The organism is Acinetobacter sp. AS23 (assembly GCF_023612055.1).
GTDB classification, from domain to species: Bacteria; Pseudomonadota; Gammaproteobacteria; order Pseudomonadales; family Moraxellaceae; genus Acinetobacter; species Acinetobacter oleivorans.
Map to the genome: position 1 here is coordinate 2,093,788 of NZ_CP082274.1, position 16,137 is coordinate 2,109,924.

Genomic DNA, 16,137 nt, shown 5'->3' on the forward strand with positions numbered 1-16,137 from the left:
TACTGCATGTTGTTACCCAATGCAGAAGCACAAGAGTTAGCAACCTACTAGTTAAATTAATTGTTTATTTTTTATAAAAAATTAAAGGTGGATCAGTTATCTTAATTGTGAAGGGCTCATTCCATAAAACTGTTTAAAGCGATGGCTTAAATGGCTTGCTGAACTAAAACCACATACTAGGGCAATATCTTGTAAAGAAAGCTGAGATGACTGAATTAGCCCTTTTGCCTTAGTTAAACGTCTTTGCATGACATATTGGTGAGGTGCCATATTCATAGACTGTTTAAACATATGGGCAAAATGGTATTCACTTAAATTCACAACATTTGCCAAGTCTGACAAAGTGAGTGCTTGATCTAAATGCCCTTCAATCCAGTCTTGAATATATTTGAGTTTATGAGGAGCGAGCCCACCTTTAATGATAGGTTGCTGCCACTTAACATTGCTATATCTTCGAATTAAATGGTTCAGCAATAAACTGGCAGTTGTACTCATTTGTAAATGGTTTGCTGAATCTTTCCAATCACAATCTAGCAAGAAAAACTGATATAGCGCACGAATCTTTTCGTCGTCATTAAAGACAACTTCGTTTAGTTCAATTTGATTGGGCTCTTTGTCCCATATTTTTTCAGCAACATCACGCAAATGTTGGTCGGTATAATATAAGTGAACGAATTTAAGCCCACCTCGTATATCCCAAGTCGACTCCTGATGTTCAGGCAATAAGCAAAAACGACCCGGCCCACCGCCATTTTTCCAGCCAGCAGGTGTTTTTTGATAGCTTTCATAGCCATCTTGAATATAAAGACTTAAAGTATGGTGATCGCTACAGACACTTACCCGATCTTGCTCATTAGACCAAAATGCAAGTTGCATATTTTCATCAAGCACCACAGTTTCGTGAAGCTTGGCTTTAGATTGCTGTAGCTGTTCTAAAGTTTGATAGGCCATGCAAAATTAAAACGAATATCATTGAGCTTAAGTTAACCATATTCAGCAAAATTCAGCTAGTTTAGTTATATAAAAAGCGCAAGATCTTGCATGTATAACACAAGAATATATACGTGAAAAATTAAGCATTCCTAGATACTTAAGTTTGGTAATCGAGGATGAACTTATGAATATTTTACTCTATGTTGCGGTGGTGTTGATTTGGGGAACAACATGGATTGGAATTGCCGTTCAAAGCCATTATGCAACACCCGTTGTCGCGATTTTATGGCGTTTTGCCATTTCAGCCTTATTACTTTGGGTTGTTTTACTATTTTCAGGAAAATTACAGCGAATTGCTTTAAAAGATCACTTGTTTTGTATACTGCAAGGCCTTTGTGTTTTCGGCCTAAACTTTATTTGTTTTTATACCGCCGTTAAATATGTAAATAGCGGTTTAGAGTCCGTTATTTTTTCGATGGCTGTTTTCTTTAATGCCATTAATGCGCTTATCTTTTTAAAGCAAAAACCTTCCTCAAACTTTGCTCCAGCTGCACTTTTAGGCCTAGGTGGTATTGTTTTACTATTTTGGCATGACCTCATTAATAGCCAATTTAACGCGCAGTTATTAATGGGTATTGGGTTATGTGCAGTAGGCACTTACGGTTTTTCTTTAGGAAATATGATTAGTGTTAGACACCAAAAACGTGGTCTAAATATCTTTTCAACAAATTGTTATGCCATGACTTATGGTGCACTGGTGATGTTAAGTCTAGCTTTATTTACAGGCCAAGATCTAATGCCTCCAATGAATTTCCCATTTTTAAGTTCGGTACTTTACTTGGCTGTATTTGGTACGGTTATTGGGTTCTCGGCTTATTTTTCTTTGGTTGGGCGAATTGGTGCAGCCAAAGCAGCCTATAGCACATTACTTTTCCCTTTAGTCGCTCTAACAGTTTCTACCTTCTTTGAAGGATATGAGTGGACCTTAAATGCATTATTTGGAATTTTATTGATCTTACTCGGCAATTACTTAATGTTTAGTAAGTTTGAAATTGGAAAAAAGTTATTTAATACTCAAAAAAGTTGTGAGAAGCAGGCCTAAAAGCCTGCTTTTTTATAAACCATGATTAATTCTAGCAGCCCGTTTTTAGCATCAACTCGAAATCTTTTAAAGCTGCGGCTGCTGTGGCTAAAGGCGCAGATGCTCCTCCACTAACCACAAATTCACCCATTTCTTGGGTTAACACGCGAATGCATTTATTAGAACCTTGAAGATGGGCAAAAGGATGATTTGCTGGGACTAAACGTAATTCAACCCCTGTTTGAATTTGCTGATTTTCAATATGAATAAAACCCACCAGACGAGGAATTAGATCTTCTTTTTTCCAATCACGAATATGATCGGCAGTAACATGGCTGATTCCTTGTCTTGGAATATCTTGAATTTTTATATCAGCTCCCAAAACGGTATTTACCAATATCGTAATTTTAGCAGCAGTATCCCATCCATCTACATCAAAAGAACTATTAGGTTCGGCAATACCTTTTGCTTGGGCTTTTTCAAGAGATTCTACAAACGCACATTCATGTTGCAACATATCATTTAAAATAAAATTTGTGGTGCCTGTAAAAACACCTTCTATTTCTAAAATCTGACAGCCAGCCAAGTTATATTCAAACAAATCAACTGTCGGTAAAGCCGCAGCCGTCGCGCCGCTAAAAAATAATTTTTGATGGTGTTGATGTGCCAAATTAATTAATTTTTTACCCTCTACAACTAAAGCACCTTTAGATACTGCTATCGCATTCATGTTATGTGTTAGAGCATAATTTAAATAAAACAGGCCTTTTCCACCTGTCACATAATCACTTGCCCCAGTCTCAATAATGACATCCGCTTGTACCTGCTCTAAAAACTTTTGTTCAGTGAGGCCTGCTTGATATTGAGTTTTATCTAGCCATTTGGCAGCTTGCAAACCGTCTTGGTCAATTAAGCCTGATGATGAATTACATACCCCCACTAAACGGGCATCAATTTGATATTTTTGTTTATAGTATGTCGATCGATTTAAAAGAAGCTCTGCAATTTGTTGCCCAATCCGTCCAAAACCACAAATTGCCACGTTGACTCGCTTCATATCGCTTTCTCAAAAACTTAAAGGGTTTAAATAAAAACTTTCCAAAGTTAATTTTAAGGCTTCATTTGGAAACTTTGTATTTATAAAGGTAAGTTAAAATACTATATCACTTAGATATTTGTGAGATTAACAATCTTAACTACCATATAAATTGCGACAGCAAAAACCATTAAAGCAAAGACTTTTTGTACAATTGCAGAGGGAATAAAACGAATAGCTCTGCGCCCTAATAACATACCAACTGCACATGCGAGCGCAAACGCACTAGTAATGCCTACTGGATAGTGAAAACCCTCTGCAATATGCATCACAATACTCATTCCACTGATGAGAAAAATAATCATAAGTGACGTTGCAACAATACTATGCATATCCAAATTTGTGACTTTTCTAAGCGCTGGCACAATTACAAAGCCGCCACCAACCCCTAGCATGCCAGTTAAAAGCCCAGCAATAATTCCGATACTGGCAAGAACGCTTCCCGTTTTAAAATTCCAGATAAAACGTCCCGTACTTGGGTTAACCTGACACGGCGGATTATGAAAGTCTGATACTCGGTTACTAATAAGTCGATAACCTACTGTAAACATGACCAAGCTAAACATTAACATGAGCCAAACAGGTGAAATCGCGTTGGCTATTAAAATGCCGATATGTGCCATAGGTGCGCCAATAATGGCAATCCAGATTGCAGCACGATAACGAACCATCTTTTTAAATAGCCCTTCAATCGTTCCAATCAGTGTAGATAACGCAACAGCGAGTAAACCAATCGGTGCTGCTTGTGCCACACTCCAACCTTGACTCGTCATGAGCGCAGGTACAGCAAGAATACCGCCACCTGCACCAGTAAGACCAAGTAAAAAGCCAATCACGATGCCTTCAACGACAAGTAATAACATATCAAAAGCCTAAAATTGCATATACATCATTTGCAGTAGACTGCTGGATTAATGAGGACGTAGATTCTCGTCTTCTTGCGAAGCTTCAGCCGCTTCTCAGGATAAAGCGTTGCTTTGTTTATCCTCTTAACTCGAGCACAGCTCTCGTCTTGCGCTCGTACAAAGCGTTGCTTTGCTTAACCTCGCTCAGGTTTGACCATCCACTCACGGCCTTTGAGCATGCCTTGCCAGTAAATCGGCGGTAAAATCTGTTCTTTAAGCAGCCAGGCTAAACGAGATGGCTTTTGCCCATCAATCACCCATTTTGGAAAACTTGGAAGTAATTTGCCGCCGTAACCAAACTCAGCCAGAACGATTTTTCCACGCTCTACAGTAAGTGGACATGAACCATAGCCGTTGTACTCGCAGAAGTTTTGCTCACCGTTCAGTTGTGCTAGAACATTCACAGCAACGATAGGAGCTTGTGCCCGTGCCGCAGCAGCAGTTTTGGCATTAGGTGCATTCATCACATCGCCTAAAGCAAAAATATTGGCATGCTGTGTATGTTGTAGGGTTTGAGGATTCACGCTCACCCAGCCTGCTTCATCAGTGAGTGTGCTGGCACGAATAAAGTCTGGGGCTTGTTGCGGTGGAACAACATGCAACATATCGAAATCAGTCTCGACCAATACTGCATTTTCATCGTTCATCACCTTAAACCATGCTTTTTTTGCAGGACCATCTATTTTGACCAGTTGATGATTAAAGTGCAGTTCAGAGCCATATTTTTCGACATATTGCATTAGTGCAGGTACATATTCCTTCACACCAAATAAAACAGCACCAGTGTTATAAAAATGGATAGAGATATCTTTAAGTTTGCCTTGCTTTAACCAGTAGTCGGCTGAAAGGTACATCGCTTTTTGAGGAGCACCAGCACATTTAATCGGCATAGGCGGCTGGGTAAAGATTGCCTTTCCACCATTTAGTTGTTGCACCAATTCCCATGTATACGGCGCTAAATCATAACGATAGTTAGACGTCACCCCATTTTTTCCTAAGGTTTCGACTAAGCCTTCAATGCCATGCCAATTGAGTTTTAAACCAGGACAGACAACCAACGCTTTATATTGAATCGGTTGGCATCCTTCCAAAATGACCTGATTATGCTCAGGGTCAAATCCAGCAACGGCGGCTTTCATCCATTTTACTTTTGCAGGAATCACACTGGCCATTGAGCGTGCGGTTAGTTGAGGTTTAAAAATACCACCACCAACCATGGTCCAACCCGGTTGATAATAATGGGTATCTGCCGGATCAATAATGACAATATCTAAATTAGGTTCACGACATAAAAGACTAGACGCTACAGAAATTCCTGCTGCTCCAGCGCCCACAATCACAACGCTATAACAAGGAATTGTCGCTGGTTCATGGTCACGTTTTAAAATACGTGGCACTAAGCCTTTCAAGTTAAAACCAAGTTTGTTACCCGATTCTACTAACAGCGCTACATCTTGTGGAGCAACTTCAGCCAAAGCCCACAAACTGATTGCACGCATACCAGAACGACAATACGCTAAAACAGGTTTCTGAGCATTCTGATAAAGCTGCTTAAACTCGGTAACTTGTTGGTCGGTAATTTTGCCGCTGGTCACAGGCTGATAAATTACGTTTAGACCATATTGTTGAGCTGCTTCTTCAATTTCAATCACATTGGGTTGGTCTGCACCTTCTCCATCTGGACGGTTACATATCAGAGTTTTTACCCCTTGATCAGCAATTTTCGCAATATCGTCGGCAGTAATCTGGTCAGCAACATAAAATTCTTGATTAACTCGTTTAAGTTCCATATCGCCACCTTATGATTGTGAAGTTGAACCACAGGCCTGATTGGCAGGTAGTGCTTTATCGATTTGTTTTGGATATGGCAGATTTAAATTATTCATCAATTTAATAAAATCTTCTCGTGAGCGATTCTGACCTAAACGTGAATTTTTTAAACGTTCATAACCAATCGTTGAAGACAAACGCCCCTTATAGTCGTGTCCCGGATACACAATAGTCTCGTCAGGTAGGCTGAAAAGTTGCTTATGAATACTGTCATAGAGTGTGCCTGCATTACCTTGTTGGAAGTCAGTTCGACCGCATCCATCAATTAATAATGCATCACCAGTGAAAACCATGTTTTCAACCAAATAACTCGTACAAGCATTCGTATGACCTGGTGTATAACGTGCTTCAATACTGAGATTGCCGACTTTAAGCATGCAACCATCTGTAATTAAAATATCTCCGCAATTTACATCTGAATTACGGTGTAAAACCGATTTGCAATGGAAACGTTCACGAAGCAAATTCGCAGCAGTAATATGGTCTGCATGAACATGGGTATCTAATGTATAGATGAGCGTAAATTGATGCTGCTCTAATTCTTTTGTATAAATCTCTATATCTGATGCAACTGGATCAATTAAAACAGCCTCTTGTGTTTCTTTACACCCAAGCATATATGTATAAGTCGAACTTTCCTGCTCAAAAAACTGCTTAAAGAACATGATTTATACCCCAATAATTTATTTCTTTCCTATATTTTGCAAATAAGGTGCCAATTATTTAAAATTAAATAATAAATATAAAAATCAAATGTTTAAAATAAAAAGTGAAATTAAAGTTAGAAAACAAACGCAGCTTGATGTTCCTATGAAACTCAAGTATGTTTCAATGAAACGATTGTGAAACACATGAAATGGCAAAGTTAAATTTTAAGTCAGAACAAGATTTTTTTATTTTATTTGAGCAATTAAAAGTTTTATTCCCAAGTGCGAGTCTGTTTTTAGCAGACACAACGACTCAAGCAATTCACTATAAATTTAATACAGATGATCTTTCTGTTGAGAGCATGGCAGCGCTTACTCAAGATCATCACAATCAATATCTCGAAATTAATACTCCTAAAATGAGAAAGCGATTCATCTATCAGGAAAATGATATTTACATTGCAAAGCATCGTATTATCGGGAAGTTACATATTTTACAGCCGGTTAGCATAGAGAATGATATTGCTAATCAAGTAGAGCTAACAGAACAATTAGAAGACTTAGCCAAGGTTTTTAATAGCTGCTCGCCAGAAATGGCTCGTATGTTTTCAATTATTCAAAGAGTGGCAATTACTGAGTTTCCAGTGCTTGTCCGCGGCGAATCTGGTAGCGGTAAAGAACTTGTAGCACAAGCCATTCATGATTATAGCCAACGTAAAAATAAGATTTTTGTAGCTATTAACTGCGCAGCTCTAAATTCTAATATTTTAGAAAGTGAACTCTTTGGACATGTTAAAGGTGCTTTTACGGGAGCAATCCGTGACCATAAAGGCGTGTTTGAACGTGCCGCAGGCGGAACACTGTTTTTGGATGAAATTGCAGAGATTCCTTTAGAGCTTCAAGCTAAATTATTACGGGTTTTAGAAACAGGTGAATTTACTCCTGTCGGTGGTGAAAAACCGATTCAAGCCAATGTCCGAATTATTACCGCAACACATAAAGCTTTACGCGAAGAGGCTAAGGCTGGGCGTTTCCGTCATGATTTGCTCTACCGTTTACGCGTAATTCCAATTTTTATACCACCACTCAGAGAGCGGAAAGTCGATATTCCTCTTATTGTTGATCAAATTTTAAAAGAAAGCTCCACTCAACTAGACACAATGCCTCGTCATGTTAATCAAAAAGCCATGCAGATTTTATTGAACTATGACTGGCCTGGGAATGTTCGTGAACTTAAAAACACCCTGCTTTATGCTTTAACCATGGCAAATGGTAAGGATGAAATTGAAGTTGAGGACTTACCAAATGAGCTATTAAATGCAGAGGATTACGTTAAATTACCCGAGACAAATACAGAGCTTAGTCCAGAAAATGTACAAGCTGCTTTAGAAAAATATAACCATAACCTGAATATGGTCGCGAATATTTTTGGTATTAGCCGTACTACCCTTTGGCGCTATAGACAAAAGCATAAGCTTTAGTTAGGTATTTAACTCGTCTAAGGCGTATCATATTACACTTGGTTAGGTTCATTAGTTCAAAGGCTTTATATGATTGTTCGTGATAAAAGCAATGTATTTAAACTTTTATTTGCTTGGAAAGGAACAATTTTACCGAAGGTCTTGCCAGCACTGAGTTTTGTTGTCCTTATTTCAGCCTGTGTGGTCTGGCTCTCTTATTATCATTGGATTCAAATCCCTACCGTACCCGCGATCGGATTTACAATATTTGGTGTGATTCTTTCGATTTGTACAGGTTTTAGAAATAACGCGTGTTATGACCGATGGTGGGAAGGCCGCAAACTTTGGGGTGCTTTAATTGCCAATGCCAGACATATCGTTAGAGATAGCCATGTTTTATCTAATGAACAACGTGAACATTTAATCCATCAGGTCTTAATTTTTAGTAATTTATTGCGTGATCGTTTACGTCAACAAACAGTCGAACCCACAAAATTTCTTGAACATGCTTATTTAAATAACTCTTCACTTAACTATTTAAATGAGCATATTAATGCACCACAATTTGTACTCGAAAATATTCAAAAAGATTTAGTTAAAATACTAAAAGATGGCGAAATCAGTGACATTATCTATAGTACCTTAAATCGACATATTATTGAGCTAGGCAATATCCAAGCAGGTTGTGACCGGATTGCTGGAACACCTTTACCCTACTCATATTCAGTACTTTTACATCGTGCTGTTTATTGTTTTTGTTTCATCTTACCGTTTAGCCTTGAAGCTGCTTTAGGTATTTGGACACCGCTTATTGTGGGCTTAATCGCTTATATGTTTTTAGGTTTAGATGCCTTAAGTGCTCAAATTGAAGAACCTTTTGGTTTGCAAGAAAATGATTTACCGCTCGATTCAATTGTACGTTTAATTGAACGGGAGTCTTTAAGCTCTTTAGGACAACCATTACCCCCTATTATTGAAGCTCAAAACAACAACTTACTTTAATAAAAAAAGAGCGATGATTCGCTCTTTTTTTATAGGTTTAAGTGTCTATTTATGGATGTACGATAATCTTAACGGCTGACTCATTGTTATGAATTAAGGTTTCAAAACCTTGTGAAATCAAATCATCAAGTTGAATACGCTGCGTAATAAAAGGTTCCAGATTTATTTTACCTTCTTCAACCAGTTTAATGGTTTCTTGATGGTCATTTACATAGGCAATTGTACCTCGTACATCAAGCTCTTTCATTACCACACTGTGCACATTAATTGATGCTGGGTGACTCCAAATCGAAACAATAACAATAACGCCTGTCGGTTTTACTGCTGCAACCAAGGTATCTAACACCTTGTTAACGCTACTACATTCAAACGCGACATCAACGCCATTACCATTAGTAATTTTCATGACCTCAGAAACAACATCAACTTCTGACGGGTCTAAAATATAATCTGCAACACCCGACTCTTTGGCTTTTTCTTTACGTTTTGCACTTAGCTCGGTAATGATGACCTTAAGCCCTTTCGCTTTTAAAATTGCCGAAAGCAACAAACCAATTGGACCTGCACCACCAACCAGTGCAATATCACCAGCCTTTGCACCACTACGTACGAAAGCATGATGACCCACCGATAACGGTTCAATTAAGGCTGCCTGATCCAGTGGAATTTTATTAGAAATTGGATGCACCCAACGGCGTTTAACCGCAATTTTTTCCGATAAACCACCACCACGACCACCTAAACCAATAAAGTTCATATTTTTGGAAAGATGATAATTATCGCCCGGTCCAGTCGGCACATCATCGGCCACAATGTAGGGCTCTACGACGACATGTTGACCAATTTCAATATCATCAACACCTTCACCTACGGCATAAACCACACCTGAAAACTCATGTCCCATCGTAATCGGTGCAGATTCACCTGAAATAGGATGTGGATGTCCACATGGTGGAATAAAAATTGGCCCTTCCATAAACTCATGTAAATCTGTACCACAAATTCCACACCAAGCTACCTTAATGCCTATAGTGCCGGGAGTGACTTCTGGTTCAGGGATATCTTCAATGCGAATATCGCCTCTGTCATAAAAACGCGCTGCTTTCATTATTATCTCCCTCAAATCAGGATGTTGTTTTAGCGATAGACAATGCCGCCGTCTGTTAAAATGGATTGACCCGTAATATAGTCCGAATCTTCACTTGCCAGAAAAGCAACTAATGCAGCTACATCATCTGGTGTTTGGGCTCTACCTAAAGCAATGCCTTCCACATACTTTTTATAAGTTTCACCGATTGCTGCACTGGTAATTTCAGCAAAACGTTTATCGATTTCAACCCACATGTCTGTTCCGACAATTCCGGGACAATATCCATTTACCGTAATACCATGACTGGCATATTCTTTTGCCGCAGCTTGGGTAAGTGCTCGTACCGCAAATTTGGTTGCCGAGTAAATACCGAGTAAAGCAAACCCATCATGGCCTGCAATTGAGCAAGCATTAATGATTTTACCTTTATGTTGGCGTTGTTTAAATTTTGCAGCAGCAGCCTGAATGCCCCACAGCACTCCACCAATATTGATATCGACTATTTTTTGAAACTCATCCGGTGTGATATCAGCAATTGCCTGAACTTGTGCAATTCCAGCGTTATTAATCATGACATCAAATCCACCAAGTGTCTGTTCAGCATGATTTATAGCGTCAGATACTTGCTCGCGGTCACTGACATCGGCAATAAATATGCTCGCATTTACATCTAAAGCCTGAATTTCCTGCTGCACATCGTTCAGTCGATCTTGTTTCATATCAACTAATGCAATATGTGCCCCTTCTTGCGCCAAGCGCAGGGCAATCCCACGGCCAATGCCTTGAGCTGCCCCAGTCACTAAAACGACTTTATTTTTTAATCCCTTAACCATGTTCAACTCCTGTAAATGTAGAATTTCTACATATGAATCGCTCGTTGCATTGAGGCCAAAATGGACTCATGCATGGCTTCTGATAAGGTTGGATGTGCGAAAATCACTTGAGCTAAACTTTCATCAGTTGCTTCTAGATATTTGGCAATCGCAAAGCCTTGAATATGCTCGGTCACTTCATGGCCGACCATATGTGCACCAAGTAATTCACCCGTCTCTGCATGTATCACTGTTTTAACGAAACCTAATGCATCTCCAATTGCTAAAGCTTTGCCGTTTGCAGTTAAAGAAAACTTGCCGATTCGTATAGGTAAATTCTTAGCTTTTGCTGCATTTTCCGTTAAACCAATACTCGCTACTTGTGGATGAGTAAAAATACAACCCGGAATCTGACTACGGTCGAGCGAATGTACGTTTGCCACACCAGCAATTTTCTCGACACATATCATGGCTTCATGGCTTGCTTTATGGGCAAGACACGGTGCTCCAGCAACATCCCCAATGGCATAAAGCCCTGCTACATTGGTTTTACAATAGTCATCAATTGCCACAAAACCTTGTGGATTCAGTTCTACACCTAAACGTTCCAGTCCTAGCCCCGTGGTATTCGCCTGTACACCAATCGCCGAAAGTACACGGTCAAAAACGATCGTTTGAACATCATGTGCAGTTTCAACCACACAGTGAACTTGACCATTTTCAATTTGAATACTTTGAACGACAGCATCGGTTAAGACTTTCATTCCTTTTTGTTCAAACTGTTTTCTGACAAATTGAGCAACTTCTGCGTCTTCGGTTGGTAAAATCTGCTTGGCTAAATCAATAAGCGTGACCTGACAACCCAAGTCTTGATAAAGACTAGCAAACTCACTGCCAATTGCACCTGAGCCCACAACCAGTAAGCTTTTTGGTAACTGCTCTGGTACAAGCGCTTCTTTATAGCTCCAGACGTACGTTCCATCGACAGGAAGCTGAGGAATATGTCGAGCTTTAGCTCCAGTTGCCAAAATGATGTGTGGTGCACTCAAAGCCTGACTATTACCTTGAGCATCGGTCACTTCAATTTTTTCTTTCGCTATAAGTTGAGCACGGCCATTAAACACTGTTACCTGATTCTTTTTAAGTAAATAATCGATGCCTTGTACTAACTGAGCTGATACTTGTCGGCTATGTTGCACAAGCTTTTGAATATCAAAATCGAGTTGAGATACCTGAAAACCAAACTGTCCGGCATGTTTAAACTGAGTTGCAAGCTCTGCCCCTGCAAGCAAAGCTTTGGTTGGAATACAGCCCCAATTTAGGCAAATTCCACCTAAATGTTGCTCTTCTACAATTGCGGTTTTTAACCCGAGCTGGGCTGCACGAATTGCAGCCACATACCCACCCGGTCCCGCGCCAATCACAATTAAATCAAATTGAGTTTCTGACATGCGGGTTCTCCTACACCAAAATTAAAGCAGGGTTTTCAACAAACTGCTTAAAGCTGGCCAAGAATTTCGCCCCAACTGCGCCGTCAATGACTCGGTGATCGCATGACAACGTCGCTGTAACAATCTCACGAACCACTACATTGCCATTTTCAACAACAGCGCGAGATTCAGAAGCGCCTAATGCCATAATTGCGCCTTGCGGTGGGTTAATAATGGCATCGAACTGTTTAATGCCTAACATTCCTAAATTTGAAATGCTAAAACTACCGCCCTGAAACTCGTCAGGTTGTAACTTGCCAGTCTTAGCACGCGTTGCCAAATCACGCATGTCGTCGGAAATCTGTGCTAAAGACTTCTGATTCGCTGCTTTTACAATGGGTGTAATTAAACCGTTTGGAATCGCTACGGCCACCGAAATATCCGCTTGAGAGAACTGTAAAATTGATTGAGTCGCCTCATCAAATTGAACATTCACCTCAGGTACTTTAATCAGCGCGGCGGCAGCTGCCTTAATTAGCATGTCATTAATAGAAAGTTTCACTTGTGGAACAGTCTCATTAATCTGCTTACGTAGTTTTTGCAAAGCCTCTACGTTGAGATCAACCACTAAGCGGAAATGCGGTGCGTTACGTTTTGCAGCCTGTAACCGTGAAGCAATCGCTTTACGCATCCCATTCATCGCCACAGTCGTAATTGTCGATTGTGGTTGAGCTGCACATTGCACAGGTTGTTCATTTACTGGCGTTGGGTTATTACGATAGTAAACTGCCTCAACATCTTCTTTACAGACACGGCCACGAGTACCTGAAACACGGCAATCATTTAGGTTAATGCCCCACTGCTTTGCTAAACGACGTGCTACAGGTGTCGCTGAAACTCGGCTATCATCAGCAGTAGATTTAACCACTTTAGCCTGAGTTTGCTGCTTAACATCAGGCCATTGACCACCAGCAGCTTGTACAGCTTTCTGGATGTCTTGAACACTAATACGTCCTTCACGACCAGAACCTGTGACTTTTGCTAAGTTCACATTGTGCTTTTCTGCAAGCTTTAAGGCATGCGGTGTTGTAAACAATTCATCAGATGTTTGATAGCCTTGTAATGACTCGGGTACAGCATAGTCATCCTTAGCTACCTTTACAGGAGCTGGAGCGCTAGCTGCTGCAGTCTGTGGTTGTTCTGCTTTTTCAACAACAGGTGCAGATGTTTCCGCTTTACTTTGCTCCGAAGGTGCTTCGGGGGCTTGAGCTGCTGAACCACCTAGTGATGCGATAAACTTTTCAATTTCTGCATCAGAAACTTCACTATCAGCACATACTGCAATAAGACCACCGACGGGTAAAGTATCACCGTCTTTCGCCAAAATTTTACGGAGCATTCCTGCAAAAGGCGCTTCTAATACATTGACGATTTTTGTGGTTTCAATTTCACAAATTTCATCGCCTTTATTAAAGCTATCGCCTTCTTTAATCAACCATTGGGCAATCGTGCCTTCTTCCATGGATAATCCCCATTTCGGGATCTCCAGCGTTTTAATTTCGCTCATCCTAAGCCTCCAATGTTTTTCGCACAGCTTGCTCAATACGCTCTACACTTGGAATCCATTCTTTTTCTAAAACTGGAGAGAATGGAACAGGCGTATGTGGTGGCGTTACGAGTTCAACAGGTGCCTTCAAATAGTGGAAACCTTTTTGTGCGACCAGTGCAGCAACATCATGACCAAAACCACAGCGTGCTGCTGATTCATCCACAATAACCACACGCCCAGTCGACGCAACAGACTCTAAAATTCCTTCTTCATCAAGAGGTGAAATTGTACGGGGGTCTACCACTTCAACCGAAATACCATCTTTTGCTAGTTTGTCTGCTACTTCATTAGCGCGATGTACCATCAGGCCTAAAGCAATAATGGTCACATCTGTGCCTTCACGGGTGTAATTTGCTACACCAAAAGGAATGGTATAGGCATCATCTGGAACTTCGCCTTTAATGTCATAAAGCATTTTATGCTCACAGAACACCACAGGGTCGTCATCTCGAATAGCCTGAATTAATAGCCCTTTCACGTCGTATGGGCTAGACGGAACCACAACTTTTAAGCCCGGAACCGCAGCGAATACGTTATATGGTGACTGCGAGTGCTGAGCTGCCGCAGAGAAACCTGCGCCAATCATGCCACGTACAACCATGGGCGCTTTTGCTTTTCCACCGAACATATAACGGAATTTAGCGGCTTGGTTATAGAGCATGTCATGACACACGCCATAGAAATCCATAAACATTAAATCAGCAACAGGACGTAAACCTGTTGCAGCAGCACCGGCAGCCATACCGATAATTGCTGATTCGGTAATTGGCGTATCAATAACACGCTCTGAACCAAATTCAGTCCATAAGCCTTTGGTTACGCCTAATACACCACCGAAACCTTCAAGCGCGTTATCTTCGGTATTTTTACCACCATGCCCACCGCGAACATCTTCACCAACTACAAAAACCGTTGGGTCGCGGCGCATTTCTGATTCAATGGCTTCTTTAATTGCATTACGAAAACTTTTATTTGGCATCTTTACTATTCCTTTAGTAAGAGACATAGACGTCGGTAAGGAGTTGTTCTGGTTGTGGATATGCCGCAGCACGAGCTTTAGCAACGGCGTCATCAACATTCGCCTTAGATGCTGCATCAATCTCATCTAGCTTAGTTTCATCAATTTTGCCTTTAACTTTCTCTCGGAAAATTTTCAAAGGATCTTTATTTTCTTTGATGAACTCGACTTCTTCTTTAGAGCGAATCAAGCCAGGGTCACCTTCGAAGTGGCCATAAAAACGGTTTGTAATGGTTTCAATCACGCTTGGACCTTCACCACGGCGTGCACGTTCAATAGCAGTTTGGGCTGCTTCATAAACTGCAAAGAAGTCTGTACCGTCAACTTTAACCGCTGGTAAACCAAAACCTGCTGCACGACCAGCAATGTCTTTGCTTCCTACTGCGTAATCATGACCAGTTCCTTCACCAAAACCGTTATTTTCGAAAACAAAAATGACTGGAAGTTTAAGAACAACCGCCATGTTCATTGCTTCAAAAGTAAGACCTTGGTTTGAACCGCCGTCACCTGTAAAAGATAGTCCGACGCCACCAGTCTTTAAAGTTTTCGCTGTCAACGCCGCACCAATTGCTAAAGGAGGTCCACCACCCACAATCCCGTTGGCACCGAGCATACCTTTATCCAAATCGGCAATATGCATAGAACCGCCTTTTCCACGGCACAGTCCGTCATCTTTACCAAAAATTTCCAGCATCATGGCGTGAATGTCACAACCTTTTGCAATACAGTGCCCATGTCCACGATGGGTTGAAGTGATATAGTCTTTGTCGGTTAGGTTTTCACAAATTCCGACTGCTACAGCCTCTTCGCCACTATATAAGTGAATAAAACCTGGAATATCACCATTGGTATTTTCTTCGTGAAGTCGATCCTCAAATTCACGAATATCACGCATACGTTTATATGCTGCGAGTAATTGCTCTTCCGTTAATTGCATATCCTTTTCCTTTATTATCTTGATTTTAAAAATTCAACCAAGTTTCAAGCGAAAATCTAATTCGCTATAAATACTTAAACTCAAAATTAATAATCAATCTATTAGACTAAAAAGTTTTTAATTAAAATATATGTAATTATTTTTTAAATTTCAAAAACTTAATTATCAAAAATAATTTTAAAAAATTTTTATAATTTTCATTAATTTATAAAACAAACCTTTAACCAACCTTTCTTATTTTATAATACTCGCCACACCCTGTGTTTTTAATTAATTGCGCTTTTCAA

14 protein-coding genes are annotated in these 16,137 nt (G+C 40.2%); 3 read left to right on the forward strand and 11 right to left on the reverse strand.

From position 1 onward, the window contains the following. Nucleotides 1–96 precede the first annotated feature (96 nt). A complete protein-coding gene (locus K6I41_RS09735) occupies nucleotides 97–951 on the reverse strand; it encodes a helix-turn-helix domain-containing protein (protein ID WP_151822104.1) in 855 nt (284 codons plus the stop codon). A 166-nt stretch (nucleotides 952–1,117) separates the two neighbouring features. On the opposite strand from K6I41_RS09735, the gene K6I41_RS09740 reads away from it, so the two are divergent. Further along, the gene (locus K6I41_RS09740) at nucleotides 1,118–2,035 is read left to right on the forward strand and encodes a DMT family transporter (protein ID WP_250374189.1); all 918 of its coding nucleotides are present in this window, start codon (nucleotides 1,118–1,120) and stop codon (nucleotides 2,033–2,035) included. Nucleotides 2,036–2,066: 31 nt separating this feature from the next. Here K6I41_RS09740 and K6I41_RS09745 read toward each other — a convergent pair whose 3' ends face one another. The 4 genes from K6I41_RS09745 to K6I41_RS09765 form a co-directional block, all read right to left on the reverse strand. Continuing rightward, nucleotides 2,067–3,071: a homoserine dehydrogenase gene (locus tag K6I41_RS09745; protein ID WP_192835886.1), complete on the reverse strand. Its 1,005-nt coding sequence runs from the start codon at nucleotides 3,069–3,071 to the stop codon at nucleotides 2,067–2,069. A 110-nt stretch (nucleotides 3,072–3,181) separates the two neighbouring features. Next, on the reverse strand, nucleotides 3,182–3,973 hold the full coding sequence (locus K6I41_RS09750; protein WP_068565753.1) for a sulfite exporter TauE/SafE family protein: 792 nt from the start codon (nucleotides 3,971–3,973) through the stop codon (nucleotides 3,182–3,184). A 176-nt stretch (nucleotides 3,974–4,149) separates the two neighbouring features. Continuing rightward, entirely contained in the window at nucleotides 4,150–5,805 is a 1,656-nt protein-coding gene (locus K6I41_RS09755) for a bifunctional protein tyrosine phosphatase family protein/NAD(P)/FAD-dependent oxidoreductase (RefSeq protein WP_350028586.1), read from the reverse strand. Nucleotides 5,806–5,814: 9 nt separating this feature from the next. After that, entirely contained in the window at nucleotides 5,815–6,510 is a 696-nt protein-coding gene (locus tag K6I41_RS09765) for an MBL fold metallo-hydrolase (protein WP_250374190.1), read from the reverse strand. Between the two features lie 191 nt (nucleotides 6,511–6,701). Here K6I41_RS09765 and K6I41_RS09770 point away from each other — a divergent pair, with 191 nt between their 5' ends. Continuing rightward, a complete protein-coding gene (locus K6I41_RS09770) occupies nucleotides 6,702–7,973 on the forward strand; it encodes a sigma-54 interaction domain-containing protein (protein ID WP_250374191.1) in 1,272 nt (423 codons plus the stop codon). Nucleotides 7,974–8,042: 69 nt separating this feature from the next. Further along, a complete protein-coding gene (locus tag K6I41_RS09775) occupies nucleotides 8,043–8,954 on the forward strand; it encodes a bestrophin family protein (protein ID WP_005305012.1) in 912 nt (303 codons plus the stop codon). A 49-nt stretch (nucleotides 8,955–9,003) separates the two neighbouring features. On the opposite strand, the gene K6I41_RS09780 is transcribed toward K6I41_RS09775, so the two are convergent. The 6 genes from K6I41_RS09780 to K6I41_RS09805 are packed head-to-tail and all read right to left on the reverse strand — an operon-like array spanning nucleotide 9,004 to nucleotide 15,850. Next, on the reverse strand, nucleotides 9,004–10,062 hold the full coding sequence (locus K6I41_RS09780; protein WP_250374192.1) for a 2,3-butanediol dehydrogenase: 1,059 nt from the start codon (nucleotides 10,060–10,062) through the stop codon (nucleotides 9,004–9,006). Between the two features lie 29 nt (nucleotides 10,063–10,091). Then, the gene (locus K6I41_RS09785; protein WP_250374193.1) at nucleotides 10,092–10,877 is read right to left on the reverse strand and encodes an acetoin reductase; all 786 of its coding nucleotides are present in this window, start codon (nucleotides 10,875–10,877) and stop codon (nucleotides 10,092–10,094) included. 26 nt (nucleotides 10,878–10,903) lie between these two features. Further along, nucleotides 10,904–12,307 (reverse strand): dihydrolipoyl dehydrogenase, encoded by a 1,404-nt coding sequence (gene lpdA, locus K6I41_RS09790; RefSeq protein WP_250374194.1) that lies wholly within the window; start codon nucleotides 12,305–12,307, stop codon nucleotides 10,904–10,906. Nucleotides 12,308–12,317: 10 nt separating this feature from the next. Next, entirely contained in the window at nucleotides 12,318–13,853 is a 1,536-nt protein-coding gene (locus tag K6I41_RS09795) for a dihydrolipoamide acetyltransferase family protein (protein WP_250374195.1), read from the reverse strand. Between the two features lies 1 nt (nucleotide 13,854). Beyond that, nucleotides 13,855–14,874, reverse strand: a complete 1,020-nt coding sequence (locus K6I41_RS09800; RefSeq protein WP_049836581.1) for an alpha-ketoacid dehydrogenase subunit beta — start codon at nucleotides 14,872–14,874, stop codon at nucleotides 13,855–13,857. Between the two features lie 13 nt (nucleotides 14,875–14,887). Next, nucleotides 14,888–15,850: a thiamine pyrophosphate-dependent dehydrogenase E1 component subunit alpha gene (locus K6I41_RS09805; RefSeq protein ID WP_049836580.1), complete on the reverse strand. Its 963-nt coding sequence runs from the start codon at nucleotides 15,848–15,850 to the stop codon at nucleotides 14,888–14,890. Between the last annotated feature and the right edge of the window lie 287 nt (nucleotides 15,851–16,137).